At 73.5% G+C, this 20,034-nt stretch carries 16 protein-coding genes; 3 read left to right on the forward strand and 13 right to left on the reverse strand.

Annotated features, from left to right (window positions below):
• Positions 1-399 precede the first annotated feature (399 nt).
• The 6 genes from ABD120_RS28880 to ABD120_RS28905 are packed head-to-tail and all read right to left on the reverse strand — an operon-like array spanning position 400 to position 8,915.
• Positions 400-663, reverse strand: a complete 264-nt coding sequence (locus tag ABD120_RS28880) for a hypothetical protein (protein ID WP_343953297.1) — start codon at positions 661-663, stop codon at positions 400-402.
• Complete coding sequence (locus ABD120_RS28885; RefSeq protein ID WP_343953298.1) at positions 660-2,840, reverse strand: acetoacetate decarboxylase family protein; 2,181 nt, start codon at positions 2,838-2,840, stop codon at positions 660-662. The genes ABD120_RS28880 and ABD120_RS28885 overlap by 4 nt, the downstream gene beginning before the upstream one ends.
• Positions 2,841-2,844: 4 nt before the next feature.
• Complete coding sequence (locus ABD120_RS28890; protein ID WP_343953299.1) at positions 2,845-4,158, reverse strand: cytochrome P450; 1,314 nt, start codon at positions 4,156-4,158, stop codon at positions 2,845-2,847.
• On the reverse strand, positions 4,151-5,569 hold the full coding sequence (locus ABD120_RS28895) for an FAD-binding oxidoreductase (RefSeq protein WP_343953300.1): 1,419 nt from the start codon (positions 5,567-5,569) through the stop codon (positions 4,151-4,153). Before ABD120_RS28895 ends, ABD120_RS28890 begins: the two co-directional genes overlap by 8 nt.
• 11 nt (positions 5,570-5,580) lie before the next feature.
• Positions 5,581-7,167 (reverse strand): benzoylformate decarboxylase, encoded by a 1,587-nt coding sequence (gene mdlC / locus ABD120_RS28900; RefSeq protein WP_343953301.1) that lies wholly within the window; start codon positions 7,165-7,167, stop codon positions 5,581-5,583.
• Positions 7,164-8,915, reverse strand: a complete 1,752-nt coding sequence (locus ABD120_RS28905; protein WP_343953302.1) for a peroxidase family protein — start codon at positions 8,913-8,915, stop codon at positions 7,164-7,166. The genes mdlC and ABD120_RS28905 overlap by 4 nt, the downstream gene beginning before the upstream one ends.
• A 442-nt stretch (positions 8,916-9,357) precedes the next feature.
• On the opposite strand from ABD120_RS28905, the gene ABD120_RS28910 reads away from it, so the two are divergent.
• Positions 9,358-10,140 carry an IclR family transcriptional regulator gene (locus ABD120_RS28910; RefSeq protein ID WP_343953303.1) on the forward strand — a complete coding sequence of 261 codons (783 nt, stop codon included), beginning with the start codon at positions 9,358-9,360 and terminating at the stop codon, positions 10,138-10,140.
• A gap of 70 nt (positions 10,141-10,210) precedes the next feature.
• Here the strand turns inward: ABD120_RS28910 and eda are convergent, their stop codons facing one another.
• The 4 genes from eda to zwf are packed head-to-tail and all read right to left on the reverse strand — an operon-like array spanning position 10,211 to position 15,337.
• Positions 10,211-10,825 (reverse strand): bifunctional 4-hydroxy-2-oxoglutarate aldolase/2-dehydro-3-deoxy-phosphogluconate aldolase, encoded by a 615-nt coding sequence (gene eda, locus ABD120_RS28915; protein WP_343953304.1) that lies wholly within the window; start codon positions 10,823-10,825, stop codon positions 10,211-10,213.
• A complete protein-coding gene (gene glk / locus ABD120_RS28920) occupies positions 10,812-11,789 on the reverse strand; it encodes a glucokinase (RefSeq protein ID WP_343953305.1) in 978 nt (325 codons plus the stop codon). Before glk ends, eda begins: the two co-directional genes overlap by 14 nt.
• Complete coding sequence (gene edd, locus ABD120_RS28925) at positions 11,786-13,879, reverse strand: phosphogluconate dehydratase (protein ID WP_343953306.1); 2,094 nt, start codon at positions 13,877-13,879, stop codon at positions 11,786-11,788. Before edd ends, glk begins: the two co-directional genes overlap by 4 nt.
• 3 nt (positions 13,880-13,882) lie before the next feature.
• Positions 13,883-15,337, reverse strand: a complete 1,455-nt coding sequence (gene zwf, locus ABD120_RS28930) for a glucose-6-phosphate dehydrogenase (protein WP_343953307.1) — start codon at positions 15,335-15,337, stop codon at positions 13,883-13,885.
• Positions 15,338-15,475: 138 nt separating this feature from the next.
• On the opposite strand from zwf, the gene ABD120_RS28935 reads away from it, so the two are divergent.
• On the forward strand, positions 15,476-16,645 hold the full coding sequence (locus ABD120_RS28935) for an ROK family transcriptional regulator (RefSeq protein WP_343953308.1): 1,170 nt from the start codon (positions 15,476-15,478) through the stop codon (positions 16,643-16,645).
• A gap of 96 nt (positions 16,646-16,741) precedes the next feature.
• Here ABD120_RS28935 and ABD120_RS28940 read toward each other — a convergent pair whose 3' ends face one another.
• Positions 16,742-17,329 (reverse strand): hypothetical protein, encoded by a 588-nt coding sequence (locus ABD120_RS28940; protein ID WP_343953309.1) that lies wholly within the window; start codon positions 17,327-17,329, stop codon positions 16,742-16,744.
• A 237-nt stretch (positions 17,330-17,566) separates the two neighbouring features.
• Entirely contained in the window at positions 17,567-18,268 is a 702-nt protein-coding gene (locus ABD120_RS28945) for a DUF2470 domain-containing protein (RefSeq protein ID WP_343953310.1), read from the reverse strand.
• A 76-nt stretch (positions 18,269-18,344) separates the two neighbouring features.
• Between ABD120_RS28945 and rpsD the strand changes: the two genes are divergently transcribed.
• Positions 18,345-18,959 carry a 30S ribosomal protein S4 gene (gene rpsD, locus ABD120_RS28950; protein WP_343953384.1) on the forward strand — a complete coding sequence of 205 codons (615 nt, stop codon included), beginning with the start codon at positions 18,345-18,347 and terminating at the stop codon, positions 18,957-18,959.
• 86 nt (positions 18,960-19,045) lie between these two features.
• Here rpsD and ABD120_RS28955 read toward each other — a convergent pair whose 3' ends face one another.
• Positions 19,046-19,918 (reverse strand): glycosyltransferase family 2 protein, encoded by an 873-nt coding sequence (locus ABD120_RS28955; protein WP_343953311.1) that lies wholly within the window; start codon positions 19,916-19,918, stop codon positions 19,046-19,048.
• Positions 19,919-20,034: the final 116 nt, after the last annotated feature.

Consider the following 20,034-nt stretch of genomic DNA (forward strand, 5'->3'; position numbering starts at 1 on the left):
CCTCGCCGCCCTCTCGCCCTCGTCGTCCCGTCGCCTCGAAACCGGCCGGATTCCGCCCGGCAGGCCCCTTTCCCCAAGACTCTAACGGGTGCCCGCGCCTTCGGCGCCGCCCCGGACAGGCGCATTCTCGTGGCCCTCGGCGGGAGGCCGGAGAACAGGATGACCGGGCGGCGTCGCGGCGGGGGGCGGCATCGGCGAGGAGCGTCTCCCTGGAGGTCCTCGGCCTGGTGCGGCGAGTGGGGGTGGAGCGGCTGCGCCGTGACAGTGCCGTGAACAGGGCCGTGAACAGGGCCGTGAACAGGGCCGTGAACAGGGCGGGAGCGCTGTCGGGGCGGTGGCGGGCGCGCGAGGCGCGAGAGGAGCCGCCACGGCGGCCCCGAGGAGGAACCGGAAGAGGGACTAGCGGTGGAGCGCGAGCAGGCGGGCGGCGTCGTCGAGGTGCTCGGCCGCGTGGGCGCACCGGACGACCTGGTTGGTGAGCACCGGGTCCAGCCACGCGGGCGAGGCGCCGCTGCGGCGCAGCCGCGTGGCGAGGTCGCGCAGGCGCAGCGCCAGCGCGGCGAGCTCCTTCGCGTCCCTGCTCAGCGCCTCCGGCGTGCGGTGTTCCCGCACCGGCGGCGGCGCGGGGAGGGCGGGTGGTTGAGGCACGGCCTCGGGGATCATGGCAACTCCTTGTCCGGTATGGCGATGGGTGTGCCCGCGCCGAGGCGGGCCTGGCAGGCCGTCGTGCCGACGGTGATCAACGGCCGGGCGCCGTCGAGGCGGAGCCCCCGCAGCAGCGCGGCGAACGGGTGCGGAGATCCCCCCACGCGCAGGCGCAGCGCGGACAGGGGGTGGGCGCGCACGGTCCCGTGGATCTCCACGTGCGACCTGAGCGTGCTCCCCGCGAGCTCGGAGTAGACCACGCTGTCCAGATGGGGCAGCGGCACCCCGGGCCCGAGCGTGCCCGTGAGGACGGCGAGCATGCCCTTGGCCCGCTCGCTGCCCGCCGGAACCACTTGCAGGTGCCGATCGGGCGGGTGGACGGCGACGGCGGCGCGGCCGCCGGCCATCCGCAGCGTCACCGACGCCCGCGAACACGAAAGGCCCCACACCTCCCGCCCGACGACCATGGCCTTGTCACTGGTCAGCGCTCGTTCGAGGACGTACACGCCGGATCTGCGCCCGCCCGCGCGGGCGAGCAGGTCCGGCCAGACCCGCAGGGGCCGCTCCCGCCACGGGTCGTGGAGGACGACCGAGCACGAGATCTCCTTGAACGCCCCGAGCGTCCCGTCGCGGTGCTCGAAGACCGACAGCGCGACCAGCGCCCGCCCTCCGACCCGCACCACGCTGCCGGGCAGCCCGCCCGGCACCAGTTCCTCGGGTACGGCGAAGACGCACACGAGCCCCGCCCCGTCCAGGAGCTTCACCGGCATGGGGATCTCCCCGGCGGAGGTGGGGACGGGGTGAGTCGGCACGGTCAGGAACGGGAACCCCGACGGCGGCCGCGCCCGGTCCCACAGCCGGTACACCTGCGTCCGTACCGCCCGGCCCGTGAACGGCGCCAGCCGCCTGGTCAGCTCCGCCCGCGCCTCCGGCAGGTCGTCGCGCAGGTTGGCCAGGTAGGCGCGGATGTTGTGGCACTGCGGGAACGGCCGCCTGGTGTCGGTGTAGTCGACGACGTACCACGACGGGTCGCGGGCGAAGGGGCTGCCGGCGCCGAGCCCGTCGAGCGCGGGCACCAGGTCGTTCTGGTTGGTGATCGAGGCCACCCGCGTCCTGGGGTCGGCGCAGGTCTTGAAGTCGACCGGCGCGCCGACGGCCAGCACGTGCCGTACCCGGTAGCGGCGGCAGAAGCCGGGATGCTGGGCCAGGTTCATGACGGCCGCGCCGCCCTCGCTGTGCCCGACGAGGGTGAGTTCGGCCCCGTCCGGGACGCCGAAGTCGGCGACGGCCCGCATGAGCGCCCCGACGTACGGCGAACTGCCCTGCACGGTGTTGCGCCAGGCGCCGACGAGGTCCTGCGGCGTCGGCGTGATCGGCCGCCCCACCTGCATGCCGGGGGCGAGCACGACGTAGCGGCACACCCCGTCCGGGCCCCGTACCTGCTGGACCACGGCCCGACCGTTGTTGCCGAGCACGGCGAGGTCGGCGAGGAACTCCAGCAGCCCCCCGGTCCGGCCGAGCCCCGGGTCGTCCTCGGCCCGCTCGGCGGCGCCCTCGCCCCTGTCCCACGCGGTGATCGCCCGGGTGGGGACGCCCAGCAGCGGCTCGGTGTCGGGCAGCCGCCCGGTGACCAGCGCCCAGGCCGCGCCGTCGTTGAAGGGGTTGCCGTCGAGCAGCGCCTTCAGCGCCATGACCTCCATGGCGATGGGCGCGAGCGTGGCCAGCGTCTGGGAGACGCCGCGCCGGTTGAGCATCGTACGCAGCAGCCGGGCGGTCTCGATGTCGCGGTCACGGGTGACGGCGTCGATGAGCCCGCGCGTGACCGGGTCGCCGAACAGCGCGGGGTGCCGTTCGCCGACGGCCGAGATGCGCAGCCGCAGCGAGGTGATGGCGATCAGGACGGCCAGGCTGTCGGTGCCGAGGAACCCGGCGATCCTGGACGCCGTCCCCCCGGCCAGGCCGCCGCCGAAGGCGAACCCGAGCCCGCGCGCGTGCGTGAGCGCGCGCGCGAGCGCCCGCAGCGCGGGCAGCCCGGTGACGGGGGAGCGCAACGCGGACGCGGTGAGCGCGGGGTCGAGCAAGGTGGCGGTCAGCCGGTCGCCGATCGCCTTGACGCGTTCGGCGACCTCGGCGACCTCGGCCGCGGCCGCGCGGAGTTCGCGGTCGCGGGGTTCGGTGGTCGTGGTGACGGTCATGGGCTCACCTCCTCGGGTGCAGGGCGACGCGCAGTCGCAGCGGGTTGAGGGTGCGGGGCAGGGGTCCGGGCGGCCGCAGCGGGGAGGCGACGGCCTCGGGCTGGCGGGTGGCGAGGATCTGCGCGAGGAAGGCGGTGCCGGTCTGCAGTGCGATCTCCATGCCCTTGCACTGGCCCTGTCCCCGGCTGAACGGCGCGATCCACGGCTCGTCCGGCGCGGGTGCCGCCCCGGCGGCGGCCGGGCAGGAGTCGTCCGCCGCCGGCACCGGCCACGCCTCGGGGCAGAACCGGTCGGCGTACGGCAGCGCCGGGTGGCGTTGCAGCGCGCCGACCGGCACCACGACGGAGGTGCCCGCCGGCAACTCGTGCCCATACCAGGACGTCTCCCGCGTCGTCACCCGGGCCAGCATCGGCACCGGGGCCCACAGCCGCAGCCCCTCCATCAGGCAGGCGCGCAGGTAGCCGGTGTCCTCGGCGGCCCGCGTGCAGTGGGCGGGGTGGGCGGCCAGCAGCGCCAGCGTCTGGATCAGGCCGGTGACGGTCACGGACATGCCCATCAGCCAGAACGCCGCCTGCCTGATCAGGTTCACCTCGGGCGGGCCGGGGCAGGCGGCCAGGATCGCGGCCAGGCTGCCGGGTTCGGCCCGGGTGAGGTGGTCGCGGACGCGGGCGTCGTGGCGCCGTGACAGGACCCGCTGGCGCAGGGTGGCGCGCGGGTTGAGCCCGAGCCAGTTGGCGTCGCGGCGCAGCCGCCGCAGCAGCGCGGTCAGCTCGGTGTCGTCGCGGGCGCCGGAGCCGAACACGCAGCGGCGGGCGACCCGCTGCCAGACCTGTTCGAGCCGGTCGTAGTCGACCAGGCCGCGCACCGCCCGCGCCTCCTCCTCGGCGATCCGCCCGAGGTCGAGCTGGTGGGCGGCGTGTTCGAGGACCGAGCCGACGTAGGCCCGCCGCACCGGGCGCATCGCCCCGGTGGAGACCAGCAGGCTGCCGCCGAGGAACGGGGAGACGGCCGCGCGCTTGTCCTTGGTGGAGACCGCGTACACGTCGTCGGACTCGGCCAGCACCCGGGTGACGTCCTCGCGGGACAGCGGCAGCAGGGTGGGCCCGCCGGGGCCGCGCGCGAGGACGGGCCGCCCGCCGTACCTGCGGATCAGCTCGGTGAGCAGCTCGTGCGCGCGCCGCTGGGTGTCCAGGCGGTCGGTGAGCGCGCACCCGGGCCCCGACAGGATGAAGGTGCCGCGCACGAACCCGGAGGCGAACAGGGTGCCCGCGAGGCGGAGGTTCTCCGACGCGGACGCGCGCGGCAGCCCGTCACGCATGCGCCGCCTCCGCCAGCGCGGGGGACAGATCGACGACCTTGCCCGGGTTGAGGATCCCGGCCGGGTCGAACAGCCGCTTCAGCCCCTGCTGCAGGGCGAAGGCCGCCGGGTCGAGTTCCCTGCGCAGCCAGTCGCGCTTGAGCAGGCCGACGCCGTGCTCGCCGGTGATGGTGCCGCCGAGCCTGGCGCCCGCCGCCATGATCGCGTCGTAGGCATCCTGCGCCCGCCGGACCTGGCCGGGGTCGTCCTGGTCGAACAGCACGACAGGGTGCAGGTTGCCGTCGCCGGCGTGCCCGGTCGCGCTGATGTACAGGCCGTAGCGGGCCGAGACCGCCTCGATCTCGTCGACGAGGGCGGCCACCCTGCTGCGGGGCACCGCGACGTCCTCGATGAAGGCGGTCGGGTTGCCGTCCATCGTGGACATCACCTGGCCCATCGCCGCCGCGATGAGCCAGCGCGCCTGCAGGATCTGCTCGCTGCGCGCGCCGTCGCGGGCCGTCTCCACGTGCACGGCCCCCGCCTCCGCGCACAGCCGCGCCATCTCGGCCAGCTCGCCCGCCGGGTCCGCCGAGTCGCACTCGACGATGAGCGTGGCGGCGTCGGCGCGCGCCAGCAGCGGATGCCCGAGGTCGGCGATCGCCCGCGTGGTCGTGCGGTCCATCAGCTCCAGCGCGGACGGCGTGTGCCCGGCGGCGACGATGGCGGCCACGGCGTCGCCCGCCTCCCGCGCCCCCCGGAACTGCGCCAGCATCGCCAGCGCCGCCCGCCTGGCCGGGCGCAGCGACAGCGTGGCCTCCACGATCACGCCGAGCGTGCCCTCCGAGCCGACGAACAGCCGGGTCAGGTCGTAGCCCGCGACGCCCTTGACGGTGCGCCGTCCGGTCCGCATGAGCGTGCCGTCGGCCAGCACCACACTGAGGCCGAGCACGTAGTCGCCGGTCACGCCGTACTTCACGCAGCACACCCCGCCCGCACCGGTCGCGATGTTGCCGCCGATCGTGCACACCTCGCGCGAGACCGGGTCGGGCGGGTAGCACAGGCCGTACTGCGCCACGGACTCGGCCAGGTCATGGGTGACGACCCCGGGCTGGCAGCGCACCAGCCGGTTGGCCTGGTCGATCTCCAGGATGCGGTCCATGGCCGTCGTCGACAGCACCACGCAGCCGTCGGCGGCGTTGGCGGCACCGGCCAGGCCGGTGCGGGCCCCCTGGGGGACGACGGCGGCGCCGCGCGCGTGCGCGACCCGCATGACGTGCTGCACCTGCTCGGCCGTGCGAGGCAGCACGACGGCGGAGGGCCGTCCGGCAGGGCAGAAGGGCGCGCTGTCGCGGGAGTACGGCTCCAGCAGGTCCCGGTCCACGAGCACGGCGTCTCGTGGCAGTCCCGCGCGCAGGGCGGAGTGTAGATCCATCACGGACCCTTTCAGAGGGAGGGCAGTTCGGTGCTCACCGGCACCTCGATGAGCATGGGGAGGTCGGAGGTCGTGGACAGGGAGACGGCCAGCGTGAGCGCCGCGGCGGTGTCGGCGCGGGTGGCGGCCAGGCCGTACCCCTTGGCGAGGGAGACGGCGTCGATCCCGGCGATGTCGAGGCCGGGCACGCCGGGGGCGTCCTCGAAGCGGCTGAACCACTTGAGGATCGCGTACCCGCCGTTGGACAGCACGACGACGGTGAGGGGGATGCGGTAGGCGGCGGCGCTCCAGAGCGCCGGGACGGCGTACTGCAGCGAGCCGTCGCCGATCACCGCGATGACCGGCCTGGACGGCTTGCCGAGCTGCGCGCCGACGGCGGCGGGCAGCCCGTACCCGAGCCCGCCGCCCGTCGTGAACAGGAACGAGCCGGGCTGGTCGAGGCGGATCCGGTCGTGGAAGGACGGCCGGTTGGAGGGCGACTCGTTGACCCAGACGGCGTCGGCGGGCGCACCTGCCGCGATGGCGGCCAGCGCGGTCACGGGGCTCATCGGCCCGTCGCCCTCGGGCGGCACCGGCCCGGGGGCGGGCCAGCGGCCGGGCGGCGGCTGCTCGCGGGACTTCGTCAGCTCGGCCAGGCCCTCCAGTGCCAGCCTGACGTCCCCGACGACGGCGTCGCCGACGGGCGCCCGCGCCGCCTCGGCCGGGTCGGCGGTCAGGTGCACGAGGTCCGCGCCGTCCGGCAGGAACGCGCCGGGGACGTACGGGTAGTAGCGGAACACGGGGGCGCCCGCGACGATCACCAGGTCGTGGCCGGCGAGCTGCTGGGAGACCAGCGCGATGCCGGGCAGCAGCGCGCCCCGGTAGTGGGGGTGGGTCTGCGGGAAGGCGACCCGGCCCTCCAGCGGCGCCTCCCAGACCGGCAGCCCGCAGCGCTCGGCCAGCTCGACGGCGGCCATCCAGCCGCCGGAGGCGTCCACGTCGCCGCCGACGACCAGGACGGGGGAGCGGGCCTGGCCGATGCGGGCGGCCACCTCGGCGAGCGCGGCCGGGTCGGGCGCGGGGGCGGAGGCGACCGCGCGGATCGGCTGGGGGCCCTCCGCGGGGGCGTCCAGGTCGTCCATCGGCAGCGACACGAACACCGGGCCGCGCGGGGGCGCCATCGCCACGTGGTAGGCGCGCTCCAGGGCGGCGGGCACGTCCTGCGGGCGCGGCGGCTCGAACGACCACTTCACCGCGGGCTGCGGCAGCGTCGTCGCGGCCACGTTCGTGAGCAGCGCCTCCATCGTCTGCATGGCCCGCACCTGCTGGCCGGCCGTCACGATCAGCGGGCTGCGGTTGGCGGCGGCCGACAGGATCGCCCCCATCGCGTTGCCGACGCCCGGCGCCGTGTGCAGGTTGACCAGTGCGGGACGCCCGGTCACCGCCGCGTACCCGTCGGCCATGCCGACCACCACGGCCTCCTGGAGGCCCAGCACGTAACGGAAGTCCGAGGGGAACTGCTTCAGCAGCGTCAGCTCGGTCGAGCCCGGGTTGCCGAAGACCGTCGTCAGGCCGCGCCGCCGCATCCAGTCGTGCACGACCTCGCGCACCGTCGTCATGACAGCCTCCGCCAGGGGCCGAAGGCGCCCCGTGTCCCGGCGAGCGCGGGTGCGAGCTCGGGATGGTGGCGCAGCAGGACGCCGGTCATCGTGGCCCGCTCGATCCAGGCCAGGCCCTCGGGGCTGTAGACCTCGGCGTTGTACAGGTCGGTGAAGAACGGGTCGCTCTTCAGCCGCCGCGAGGCCATCAGGATGAAGACGCGGAAGGCCGTGTCGGAGAAGGCGAAGCCGGCGGGCGGGCGCTCGGCGTACATGCCGACCATCGTGTCCACCCGGTCCACGCGCCCGTCGTACACCTCGGCGAGCTCGGCGGCGATCCGCTGGTCCGGGGTGATGTCCTGGAAGGATGTGACCGGCTCGCGGCCGAGCATCTCGCGGAAGGCCGCGTAGCGGGGCACGCCGCGCTCGCGGTCGCGCAGCACGTCCACCGCGCCGAGGTCGATGTGCTCGCCGAACATGTTCCGCAGGTTGCGCAGCGCGTCCGGGTGGTTGTGCAGGGTGATCGCGCCGGGGTGGCCGATGCCGAAGCTGTAGAACAGGTCCGACATCCCGTACTTGTCGACGGCGGTCCTCGTGGAGTGGCCCTGCAGCGGCTCGAAGTCGGTCGTGTCGATGTACTCGCCGCGCAGGTGCGAGTGGATCCGCCACTCGTCGGCGATCAGCGGGTGCATCCGGTAGCAGCTCACGAACTCCTCGGTGATCGCGTACGGGCTGCCGTGGTGGTTCATCGGCGAGCCGAGGATGCCCGACAGCACCTCGTTCTCGCCGAACCGCCACGGTGTGCGCCGCCGCAGCACCGAGCCGACCACGCCGTGCCAGTTGGTCCGCATCGCCAGACGCAGGCCGGGGGAGTCGAGCAGCGCGGGGGTCCACTCGATCGTGTGGATCTTGGCCATGACGGCGGCGTTGACCAGCCGGGCCGTCTGGAACAGGCGCTCGTCGTCCCAGCTCGGGTGGGCGCGGGCGAGCATCGCGCAGATCGCGTTGTGCTCGCGGGCGAACAGGGTGTGCAGCAGCGACAGCCCCACCCAGTAGTTGTCGGCGAACCCGGTCATGTCGATGCCGGGCAGGCCGCCGCTGGCGTGGTCGTCGGTCTCCTCCGGCAGCCGGTCGCCGTCCATCGCCAGGCGGCCGCCCTCGCCCGCGCGCAGCCTGCGCGCGACGCTCTCGCTGCTGCCGTACAGCTGCGAGCCGTCCCACCAGTGGGTGACGGTGTTCTGGTACGTCGGCGCCGCCGCCCCTTCGTGCGGCACCGGGTCCGGCCTGGTGCGGCGCACCAGCATCGTGCGTTCCGGCCAGGGGTCGTCGCCGGCCAGCGGCACCTCCAGCGGTGCGGAGACCGGGTTGCGGCCGTGGCTGAACCAGTCGTGGTTCTGGAAGTGGATCCAGGCCGCGGCCAGCAGGTTGAGCGACCTGGCCGGGATGAAGGAGTCGCGCGCGAGCAGATGGCGGCTGACCTCGCGCGGGCTCGGTGTCATCAGGTCGGGCATCGGATCGGGGTGGGTCGTCTCGACGGGGACGTTGCGGTCGAAGCGGGTGCCCGCCGCCCCCATGTCGGTGTCGTCGGGATCGTAACCGGACCCGTCGTACGTGCGGTACGCGGGCCGGTTCTTCGCGGGGCGGCGCGGCTGCTCGCCGCCCGCCTCGAACGTGTCGTGCAGGTTCTGCTCGCGCAACTGTCTGCGAAAGCCGCTGAGTCTCAGCAGCTGCAAGGGCGCGGGGAGTTCATGCCACTGCCTGGGGTTCATGGCCCCGATCGCATCGGTCCTGGCCTCGACTGGTCAATCGGGTGTTTCGGCTGGTGGAACGCTTTCGTGAAGAACTTTCAGAGTGTTCCGCTAGAGGCGCTGCGCCGGGTGCCCCAGGTCGGCCGACGCGTGGACGGACCGCGGCGCCCCGATCGCCGCGAGGGCCGCCACCGTGGCCGACGCGTGGACGGACTGCGTCGTACGACAGCGGCATCCCACGAGTGGGACGGCGGAGGGTCGGGCGCGATGGCCGTCAACCGCCAGATAGGGGAAAAATCATGTGTTTCCCCGCTACGGCGCCATCAAACGGCCAGGTCAGAACGTTTGGCAAACGTTTCCCCCGAGGGTGTGCTAGATCTTTCCTTCGGGTAAACCGGGAACCAAGACGATCACGTGCGGGGAGCCCCCTCCTTCTCCTCGGCGAGGAAAGGGGTAGTCGGCCATGCCGGGGTACACGATCACGCACCGGAAGCATCACACCCACACAGCGCAGCCAGGAAGCCTGGAGAAGGGTATCGACATCCTGTTCTCGCTCAGCGCGGCGACCCAGCCCATCGGGCTGTCGCAGCTGTGCCGGATCACCGGACTGCCGAAGTCCACCGCCCACCGCATCCTCGCGGTGCTCTGCTCGCGCTCGCTGGCCAAGCGCGTGGGAACCGACTACCAGGCAGGCGACCTGCTGGCCCGCCTCGGCGACGTCCGGGGGCGCATCCCCGGCACCCGCCGGGCGGTCCTGCCGTACCTGCTGTATCTGTACGAGACCACCCGCCAGACCGTGAACCTCGCGGTCCCCTCCGGGCTGGAGGCCGAGTACGTCGAGCGGGTGTACGGGCACAACCGGGTCAGCTCGCCCTCCGACGGCGTCGACCGGGCGCCGATGCACTGCACGGCGCTGGGCAAGACCATGCTCGCCTTCGACCCGTCGCTGCGGCAGGCGCTCGCCGACCGGGGCAGCCCGGCGCGGCTCACCCGCCGGACGATCACCAGCCTCACCGGGCTGGATCGCGAACTCGCCCGGGTGCGCCACTACGGCGTCGCCTACTCGCAGGAGGAGTTCGCCGAAGGGGTGGCGTGCGTGGCCGCGCCGGTCTTCGGGCCGGGCGGCCGCCTGGTCATGGCCGTCTCCGTGGCCGGACCCGCGCAGGCCCTCCCACTGGCCCGCCTCGGCATCTCGGTGAGAGGCGCCGCCCAGGCGATCTCCTCCGCCCTGCTCCGGGCCGCCTGACCGACGGCCTGCGGCCCGCGTCGTCGCGCGGGCCGCAGGCCGTCCAGAGCTTTCAGAGTCCTCAGGGCACTCAGGGGCGCAGCGCCGCCGCCTCGGCGGCGAGCTTCTCCACCCGCGCCCAGTCGCCCGCCGCCACCGCGTCGGCCGGGGTGAGCCAGGTGCCGCCGACACAGCCGACGTTCGGCAGCGCCAGGTAGGCGGCCGCGGTCTCCGGCCGGATCCCGCCGGTCGGGCAGAACCGCACGTCCGGCAGCGGCCCGGCCAGGCTCTTCAGGTACGGCAGCCCGCCCGCGGCCTCGGCGGGGAAGAACTTCAGCTCCTTGACACCCCGCTCGGCCAGCGCCATCGCCTCGGACGCGGTCGCCGCCCCGGGCAGGAACGGCACCCCGGACGTCAGCATCGCCGCCACCAGGGACGGCGTCGTGCCGGGCGAGACGAGGAAACGCGCGCCCGCGCCGACGGAGGCGGTCACGTCCTGCGGTGTCCGCACCGTCCCGGTGCCGATCACCGCGTCGGGCACCTCGGCCGCGATCCGTGCGACGGCCTCCAGCGCCGCCGCCGTACGCAAGGTGACCTCGATGACGGGCAGCCCGCCCGACACGAGCGCCCGCGCCAGAGGGACGGCGGAGTCCGCCTCGTCGATCACGACGACGGGGACCACGGGGGCCAGATCAAGCAGGCTCATAGACACCTCTCCTGGAAAGCCGCTGGGTCAGCCACGCCGCCGCGCCCGTGAGCGCCGGTTGCGGCGCCACGATCAGCGTGGTGGAGATGGCCGACAGGTAGCCGGGCAGGTTCGGCCCGGTCTCGAAGCGCGCGCGGAAGTCGCTGGCGCGTACCCGCTCCACGATACGGGGCAGCACCCCGCCGCCGAGATACAGGCCCCCTCTGGCGCCGAGCGTCAGCGCGACGTTCCCGGCGAACGTGCCGAGCATCGCGCAGAACACCTCGACCGTCTCCGCGCACAGCCGATCCTCGGAACGCTCCACGATGTCCCGGGCGGTCATGGGCCCCGCCTGGGCCAGCCCGACCCCGTTGACGAGGGCGAGGGCCCGGTGCAGTCGTACCAGGCCGGGGCCGGACAGCACGTGCTCGGCCTCGACGGGCCGGTGGCCCTGCTCGGCCAGCGCCCGCACGACCTCCAGCTCACGGCGGTCGTGCACGGGTACGCTCACATGCCCGCCCTCACCCGGCACGGGGATCCATCCCTCGTCGGCGGGCACCAGCCCGGCCACTCCGAGCCCGGTACCGGCGCCCAGCACCGCCTTGACGCCGTAGGAGGGCGCGGGCCCGCCCAGCGACACCAGATCGTCCCCGCCCAGATGGGGCAGGGAGAGCGCGAGCGCCTCGACGTCGTTGAGCAGCGTCGTGTACGGCAGGTCGAGGTCGCCGATCGAGCCCGCCCAGGGCAGGTTCGTCAGCCGGTAGCGGTCACCGTCGATCGGCCCCGCGACGGCCAGGCACGCCGCCTCGGGCCGCGCGCCGCCCGCGTGGTCGGCGAGATAGGCGGCGACGGCTTCAGGAAGGCTCGCGTACTCGGCCCCGGCCAGCACCGCGACCCGCTCCGGCGCCCGGCCCGGCACGGTGACCAGGCCGAACCGGGCGTTGGTGCCGCCGATGTCGGCGACGAGCCAGGGCAGCGCGCTCACCGTGCCGCACCGTCCCCGCCTGTGGCGTCCTCGCCTGCGCCGTCCAATCTGGGGGGCGACGCGGCGTGCCGGTGCGGGGACGGCGTCGTGCTCCCGTAGGGGGACGGCGCCGGGCCGTCCTCGCCGGTCCCGACCCGGTGCGGGAAGGCCCCGTGCGAGGGCTGCGCCCCGTCGTCCGCGCCGTGCGGTGCAGCCTCCGCGTGGGAGGCGCCGGCGGGAGCGGCGAAGCCGAGCCCCGGACCGTGGTCGGGGTGCTCGGCGCCGCTGACGCCGAAGACGCCGGCGCCGTACTGCGCCGGGCCCGCCATCCGGCGGAAGGCGGCGAACAGCTCGCGCCCGGTGCCGACCCACTCGGCGTCGCTGAGCGCCCGCCCGTCCGGCACCCGCCCCGACAGGTCGGCGAGCACCTCCAGCGTCCCCGCCGCCGAGTCCAGCCGGATGAGGTCGCCCTCGCGCACCAGCGCGATCGGCCCGCCGTCGGCGGCCTCCGGCGACAGGTGGATCGCGGCCGGCACCTTCCCCGACGCGCCCGACATGCGGCCGTCGGTGACGATCGCCACCCGCTGCCCCCGGTCGAGCAGGACGGCCAGCGGCGGCGTCAGCTTGTGCAGCTCCGGCATGCCGTTCGCGGACGGCCCCTGGTAGCGGATGACCGCGACGAAGTCCTGCCCGTCCAGCGCGCCCGCCTCGAAGGCGGACAGCAGCTCCGACTGGTCGTCGAACACCTTGGCGGGCGCCTCGATCACCAGGTGCTCGGGCTTGACCGCCGACACCTTGCTGACCGCGCAGCCGAGGTTGCCGTCCACCATGTGGATGCCGCCGTCGGCCGAGAACGGGTCGGACACCGGGCGCAGCACCGACAGGTCGCCGCTGCCCTCGGTACGCTCCCGCCAGACCAGCTCGCCCTCCTTCAGCTCCGGCGCCGAGCGGTAGTGGTCGAGCCCCCGCCCGGCCACGGTGAGCACGTCGCCGTGCAGCAGCCCGTGGTCGAGCAGGTCGCCGATCAGCACCTGCATGCCCCCGGCGTCGCGGAAGTGGTTCACGTCCGCCTCGCCGTTCGGGTAGATCTTGGTCAGTGACGGCACCGCCTTGGACAGGCAGGCCAGGTCGTCCCAGGTGAGCACGAGGCCCGCCGCCGCCGCCATCGCGACCAGGTGCAGCGTGTGGTTGGTCGAGCCGCCCGTCGCCAGCAGCGCCACGCAGGCGTTGACGATCGACTTCTCGTCGACCAGCTCGCCGAGGGGCGTGTACTCGCCGCCGTGCGCGGTGATCTCCACCGCCCGCCTGCCCGCCGCCTCGGTCAGCGCGTGGCGCAGCTCGGTGTGCGGGCCGACGAAGGTCGAGCCGGGCAGGTGCAGGCCCATGACCTCCATCAGCGCCTGGTTGGAGTTGGCGGTGCCGTAGAAGGTGCAGGTACCGGGGGAGTGGTAGGAGCTGGACTCGGCGTCGAGCAGTTCGGCGCGGCCGACCTTGCCCTCGGCGTACAGCTGCCGGGTTCTGGCCTTGACCTTGTTCGGCAGGCCGGAGCCCATCGGACCGGCGGGCACGAAGATCGCCGGCAGGTGCCCGAAGTGCAGCGCGCCGATGAACAGTCCCGGCACGATCTTGTCGCAGACTCCCAGCAGCAGCGTCGAGTCGAACATGTCGTGCGACAGCGCGATGGCGGTGGACATCGCGATCACGTCGCGGCTGTACAACGACAGCTCCATACCGGCGCGGCCCTGCGTGATGCCGTCGCACATCGCGGGCACCCCGCCCGCGACCTGCGCCACCCCGCCCGCCGCGCGCACCGCGCGCTTGAGCTCCGCCGGGTAGGTCTCGTACGGCTGGTGCGCGCTCAGCATGTCGTTGTAGCTGGTCACGATGGCCACACCGGGCTTGGCCGCGCTCCGCAGCACGGGCTTGTCCTCGGCGGGGGCCGCCGCGAAGCCGTGGGCCAGGTTCGCACACCCGAGATGGGCGCGGGCCGGGCCCTTGGCGCGCGCGGCCTCGCCGTCGCGCCGGATCCTGGCCAGGTAGGCGCTACGGCTGACGGCGCTGCGCTCGGCGATACGGTCGGTGATCTCCTGGACGGCCGGATGGATGGTCACGGTTTATGCCTCCTCGTGCCAGGCGCGACCGCTGCGGCCGAGCAGTTCGTGTGATCCCGCCGGACCGCTGGTCCCGGCGGGGTAGGGCTCGGGCGTCTCCGGAGAGGACTCCCAGGCGGCCAGGATCGGGTCGATCCACCGCCAGGCCGCCTCGACCTCGTCGCGGCGCATGAACAGCGTCGGGTTGCCCGCGAGCACGTCCGACAGCAGCCGCTCGTACGCCTCGGGCACCCGGGCCGTGAACGTCTCGCCGAAGCTCAGCGACAGCGGCACCGGCTTCAGCGTGGTCTCGCCGGCCCCCGGCTCCTTGGCCATGATGTGCAGGCGGATGCCCTCCTCCGGCTGCAGGCGCAGCACCAGCCGGTTGGGCGAGCCGCCCGGGTAGATGGAGTGCGGCACGTCCTTGAACTGCACCACGATCTCCGAGACGCGGTGCGGCATGCGCTTGCCGGTGCGCAGGTAGAAGGGCACACCCGCCCAGCGCCAGTTCTTGATCTCGGCGCGGATCGCGGTGAAGGTCTCCACCCGCGAGGACGCCTCGGTGGGCGCGGTGGAGGCGGGCTCGTCGAGGTAGCCGACCAGGTCGCCCGCGCCGACGTACTGGCCGCGCACGGTGAAGCGGTCCACCTCGCTGGCCTCCTGGATGGGGCGCAGGGCCTGGAGGACCTTGACCTTCTCGTCGCGGATGGCCTCGCGGTCGTTGCGCGCGGGCGGTTCCATCGCGGTGAGCGTCAGCAACTGCAGCAGGTGGTTCTGGACCATGTCACGCAGGGCGCCCGCCTGGTCGTAGTAGCCCCGGCGGCCCGGCGTGCCGACGGTCTCGGCGACGGTGATCTGCACGTGGTCGATCCAGAGGGAGTTCCAGATCGGCTCCAGGAAGGCGTTGGCGAAGCGGAGCACGAGCAGGTTCTGCACGGTCTCCTTGCCGAGGTAGTGGTCGATCCGGAAGATCTGCCGCTCGTCGAAGATGGCGCCGACCTCGTCGTTGATGCGCTGCGCGCTCGGCAGGTCGCGGCCGAGCGGCTTCTCCAGCACCACGCGCGAGCGCGGGGTGACCAGCCCGGTCTGGTGGAGTTCGCGGCAGAAGGGGCCGAACGTCATCGGCGGGCTGGCCAGGTAGAAGACCCGGTCCCGCTGCTCGTGCCCGGCCAGCAGCCGGGCCAGCGCGGCCCAGCCGGAACGGTCGTCGCCGCCGACGTCCACCGACACGTGGAAGAGGCGGCCGAGAAAGCGCTGCCACACGGCGGGGTCGTCGATCGGCACCCGGTCGCGTACCTCGGCGTCCACCTTGCCGCGGAAGTCGGCGTCGGTGAGCCCGCCCCTGGACATCGCGATGACGCGGGTCTCCGGCGAGAGACGGCCGTCCCGATCGCTGTGGTACAGCGCGGGCAGCAGTTTGCGCATGGAAAGGTCGCCGGTGCCGCCGAAGACGACGAGATCTGCGGTGTGCGAGGACAAGGGGGACTCCGTTGATCTACCAAGAAGGACAGAACGGACACTAGCCAGAGTTTGGTGCCCGCACAACCTGAGTTTTGGTATTCGGGATGAGAAAGTTAGGACTGTTCCGGACTTAAGCAGGTGTGGTTCACTAAGTCGATGCCTCGACGACCTGCCGCGCCTCTCGCCACCACCGGCGAGATCCTCCGGCTCATCCGCACCGGGGAGGCCGTGACCCGCGCGGACCTCGGCCGGGTCACCGGGCTGTCCCGTCCCGCCGTGCAACTGCGGGTCGGGGAACTCATCGACCGAGGGCTCGTCGTCGAGCGCACCGACGCGCCCTCCACCGGCGGACGGCCCCCCGTGCGGCTGGAGTTCAACGCCGCCGGAGGCGTCGTGCTCGTGGCGGCGCTCGGCGCCGGCCGTACCCGCGTCGCCCTCTGCGACCTCGCGGGCGAGGAACTGGCCGGGCGGCGCTTCCACATCGACGTCGAGGAAGGGCCCGAGGTGGTCCTGCCCCTGCTCATGGACACCTGGGAGGAACTGCTCGGCGACCGGCCGCGCTCGATGGTGCGCGGCGTCGGCATGGGCGTGCCCGCCACCGTCGAGTTCGCCGAAGGCCGCACGGAGAGCGCCCGCGTCATGGCCTCGTGGACCGGAGTGGTGATCCCGCCGATCATCCGGGCCCGCTTCGACGTGCCCGTCCTCGTGGACAACGACGTGAACGTCCTCGCCGTCGGCGAGCACCGGGGCGCCTACCCCGACGTCGCCGACCTGGTCTTCGTCAAGATCTCCACCCGGATCGGCGCCGGGATCGTCTCAGGCGGCGAGATCCTGCGCGGCGCCCTCGGCGCCGCGGGGGAGATCGGCCACGTGCCCGTCCGCGACGGTGGCGGGGTGCTGTGCCGCTGCGGCAACATCGACTGCGTCGACTCCGTCGCCAGCGGTACGGCGCTGCTGCGCGAACTGCGGGCCGCGGGCAGGGACGTCAAGTCCATCGAGGACGTCACCGCGCTGATCCGCGCCGGTGACGCCGAGACGATGGCCATCGTGCGCGAGGCCGGGCGGCGGATCGGCGAGGTGATCGCCGGGGCGGTCAACATCCTCAACCCGTCGGTCGTGGTGCTCGGCGGGGACGTCGCCGAGACGTTCGGGCCGCTGGTGTCCAGTATCCGCGAGGTCGTCTACCGGCGCTCGACCGCGCTCGCCACCCGGCGGCTGCGCATCGAGGCCAGCAGGCTGGGCCCGCAGGCGGGCATCGCCGGGTGCGCCTTGATGGTCATCGACCACGTCCTGTCCCCGGAAGCAGTGGACGACCACACCCACTGACACAGCCCGATCTCCCGCGCGCGCCGGGACGACCACGCCTTCCGGGCCCGGTGTCGTCGGGTCTGTGACCATCGGCCCCTGTTCCCGAGCCCTCGGTCAGCGGCCAGGGTGGACCTTGGAGCGGACGCACTTCCGCTCGGCCGGACCGGAGCCCGGCACCATGCCGTCGCCGCCTTCCTGGGCGAGCGGATCCCGCACCTGCCCGGACGTCTTCCCGGCCTTGCTCACGAAGCACCCCCTCGGCCGCCGCGCACCCGTCGGCGGACGTCCGGGGACGAGTTGCGGGGTCTCGGCCACCGCGCCGCTCGGTGTCTCAGACGGGATCGCGGGCGGGCTGGGTCGTACCATCCGCACCGCCGGAGGGCGCTGCGTCGGCGTCGCGGAGGCGCGCATCCTCGACGGATGCGGGGTGTCGGGACGGGCGGTCGAGGTCCGAGGCGGACGCGCCGCCGTCGTGGGCTGCGCGAGCGGCGGCTGCGGCGGCTTCGGCGCCGACGTGGAGGCGTGCGCCGACTCGGTCTGGGCGGGCACCGGCTCGCGTCCGGGGCCGCCGAGCCACGCGACGGCGTTCAAGGAGGTTCCGGAGAAGCCGAGCACGACGAGGAAACCGGCCCCGGTCAGCAGGAGGACCCCGCAGACCACGCCGATGGCCATCAGGATCCGCCCGCGCTTCGTCGTGCTCACAGCCGCCGATGGTAGTGACCTTCTGGCCCATGTGACACCTGAACCGTGATCATTCCGCTCGATCCCGCAATTTCGGTCCCGCTGGAAGGCCCGAGTCGCGTCCGCCAGGGTGTGGCGGAGCGACCTCGATCCGACGCGAGCCCGAGACGACGATGAGAGGGCGGGTGCGCGGGGGGACGACGGCGAAGCGTGGGTGAGCGTGCCGGCTGCCGGCGCGGGTGAGCGTGGGACGGGCTCTCAGCAGGCGCAGATGAGGCCGCGCAGCGCGGTCTCCAGGCAGGTGCTGCTGCGGGCGGGGACCGGCCACGGGAAGCGGACCAGCGTCTCGTCCACCCGGACCGTGGCGCCGTATCGGTCGAGTTCCCACAGCCACACCTCGCCCACCGGCGTGCCCAGGTGGGCGGCCACCGCGCCGGTGAGTTGCGGCCGGTGGGAGTGGTTCATGTGGGCGAGCACCCGCTCCGCGGCCTCGACGAGCGGATCCGGGACGGCGTCGAGGTAGTCGTCGGCGTCCAGGACGCCGGAGTCCTGGCCGGTCAGGTAGACGACCTGGCCCACGTCCATGCGCAGCAGGCGCGGCGCGCCCGGCTCGCCGTACCGCTCCAGGGCCTCGAACAGGCTCTCGTCCGCGCAGTCCGCCGCGATCGCCACCGCCGCCTCGCGGGCCTCCTCCTCGGGGACGGCCAGCGCCCAGCCCTGCACCTCGACCAGCCCGCGCGGATGCTCCACCGGGCCGAGCGTGCGCGTCGCGGTCAGGTTGACGGCCACGACCGCGTCGTCGCGCAGGCCGTGCAGCTTCTCACCCGGCCGGACCAGCAGCACCGGACGGCCGCGCGAGTCGACACCGCCTCGGACGGGGAAGGGCACGCCGTCGACGGTGAGCCGGGTGAGGGACGCGGTCGCGGCGAGAGTGCGGATGCGTTCCGCGATCGGCGGCATGCGGTCTCCTTGAGTTCGCACAATGCGGTAGGTTAGCCTTGCCTTAGTAAGGACTACCTAACCACATGAGGTGAACATGCGCTACACCGGGCCGAAGGTACGGCTGTCCCGACGGGCAGGCGTCCCTCTGACCAGGAAAGCCGTGCGGTACTTCGAGGCGCGGCCGTACCCGCCCGGAGAGCACGGCAGGAAGACCAGCCGCCGCAACACCGGCGACTACGGCATGCGGCTGATGGAGAAGCAGAAGCTGCGCTGGTACTACGACGTCTCGGAACGCCAGCTCCGCCGCTACTGGGACCTCGCCGTACGCAGGGAGGGCGCCTCCGGCGCCGAGCTCGTCTCGATCCTGGAGACCCGCCTCGCCTCCCTGGTGCTGCGGGCCGGGCTGGCACCGTCGATCTACGCCGCCCGCCAGTACGTCGCCCACGGCCACATCACGGTGGACGGTCGCAAGGTGGACATCCCCAGCTATCTGGTCAAGCCCGGCCAGGTCATCGCCGTACGCGCCAAGTCGAAGCGGATGCAGCCGTTCGTGGCGGCGGCCGAGGGCCTGTACGCCGACGAGCGCACGGCCGGATACCTGTCCGTCGACCTGTCCGAACTCACCTTCACCCTGGCGGCCAAACCGGAACGCGAGCAGATCGCGGTCCCGGTGGACGAGCAACTCGTGGTCGAGTTCTACTCACGCTGACAGCAGAGCCGGGCCGCCCGATCTCCAGCGGCCCGGCCTCCAGCAGAACGGTCTCCAGCAGTACCGGTCTCCAGCAGTACCGGTCTCTAGCAGAACGGCGGGCGCCCGGCCCTGGTCAGCCGGGCCGCCGTGGACCAGCTCATGGGCGCCCGCGTCCCGTAGCCGCCCTTGACGCCCTCCACGAACCCCGCCAGCGACGTCCGCAGCACGGCCGGGTCGCGAAAGCGCCACAGCGTCACCAGCGCCCAGACGGCCAGATTGACCGGCACCAGCGGAGCGGGCAGGTTGCGCAGCGCCAGCCACACCCGGTTGCGCGCGTTCAGCCGGTAGAAGGCCGCGTGCCTGGCGGGGTCGGTGGCCGGGTGGTTGACGACGACGTCGCCCGCGTAGTGGCCGGTGAAGCCCCGGTCCCACAGTCGCCAGGCGAGGTCCACGCCCTCGTGGAAGAGGAAGAAATGCCCCGGCCACCCGCCGACGGCCTCGAACGCCTCGCGCCGCACCATGACGACGCCTTCGGCCATCACCGTCACCGTCCCGGCACGGGCCGGGTCGGAAGCGCGCAGCCGGGGCACCCAGCGCCGCAGGGTGCGGCCGGTGCGGGGGTCGGCGATGCGGGGCTGGACGAAGGCGCGGCGCGAGTCGAGGGCGAACTGGTCGGCCAGCCGCCGCAGCACCCCGGGCGACGGCAGCACCGCGTCGTCGTCGAAGAAGAAGATCAGATCGCCGCCGACCCCGGCCGCGCCGATGTTGCGCCCCTCGGGGATGCCCACGTTCACGGGCAGCGCCACGGTCTTGACGCCGTCCGGCACCAGTTCGGGCTCGCACCCGTTGCCGACGACCACCACGTCCAGGTCGACGCCCTCCTGCGCCAGGAGGGAGCTCATGGCGACCGGGAACTCGCCGGGGCGGTTGTTCATGGTCAGGACCACGGCGCCGATCGCGGGGCGCGATGTGTTCACGATTCGTTCCTCGTCCTCTCAGACACCTGGGGCGAGGACGTCACACGATCCTCACCAGATCGTCATCCTGTCATCGATCAGCGGGTGGCGGTGACAGGATGGCTGACCGGTACGGA

This window comes from Nonomuraea longicatena (assembly GCF_039525605.1).
Lineage (GTDB): Bacteria > Actinomycetota > Actinomycetes > Streptosporangiales > Streptosporangiaceae > Nonomuraea > Nonomuraea longicatena.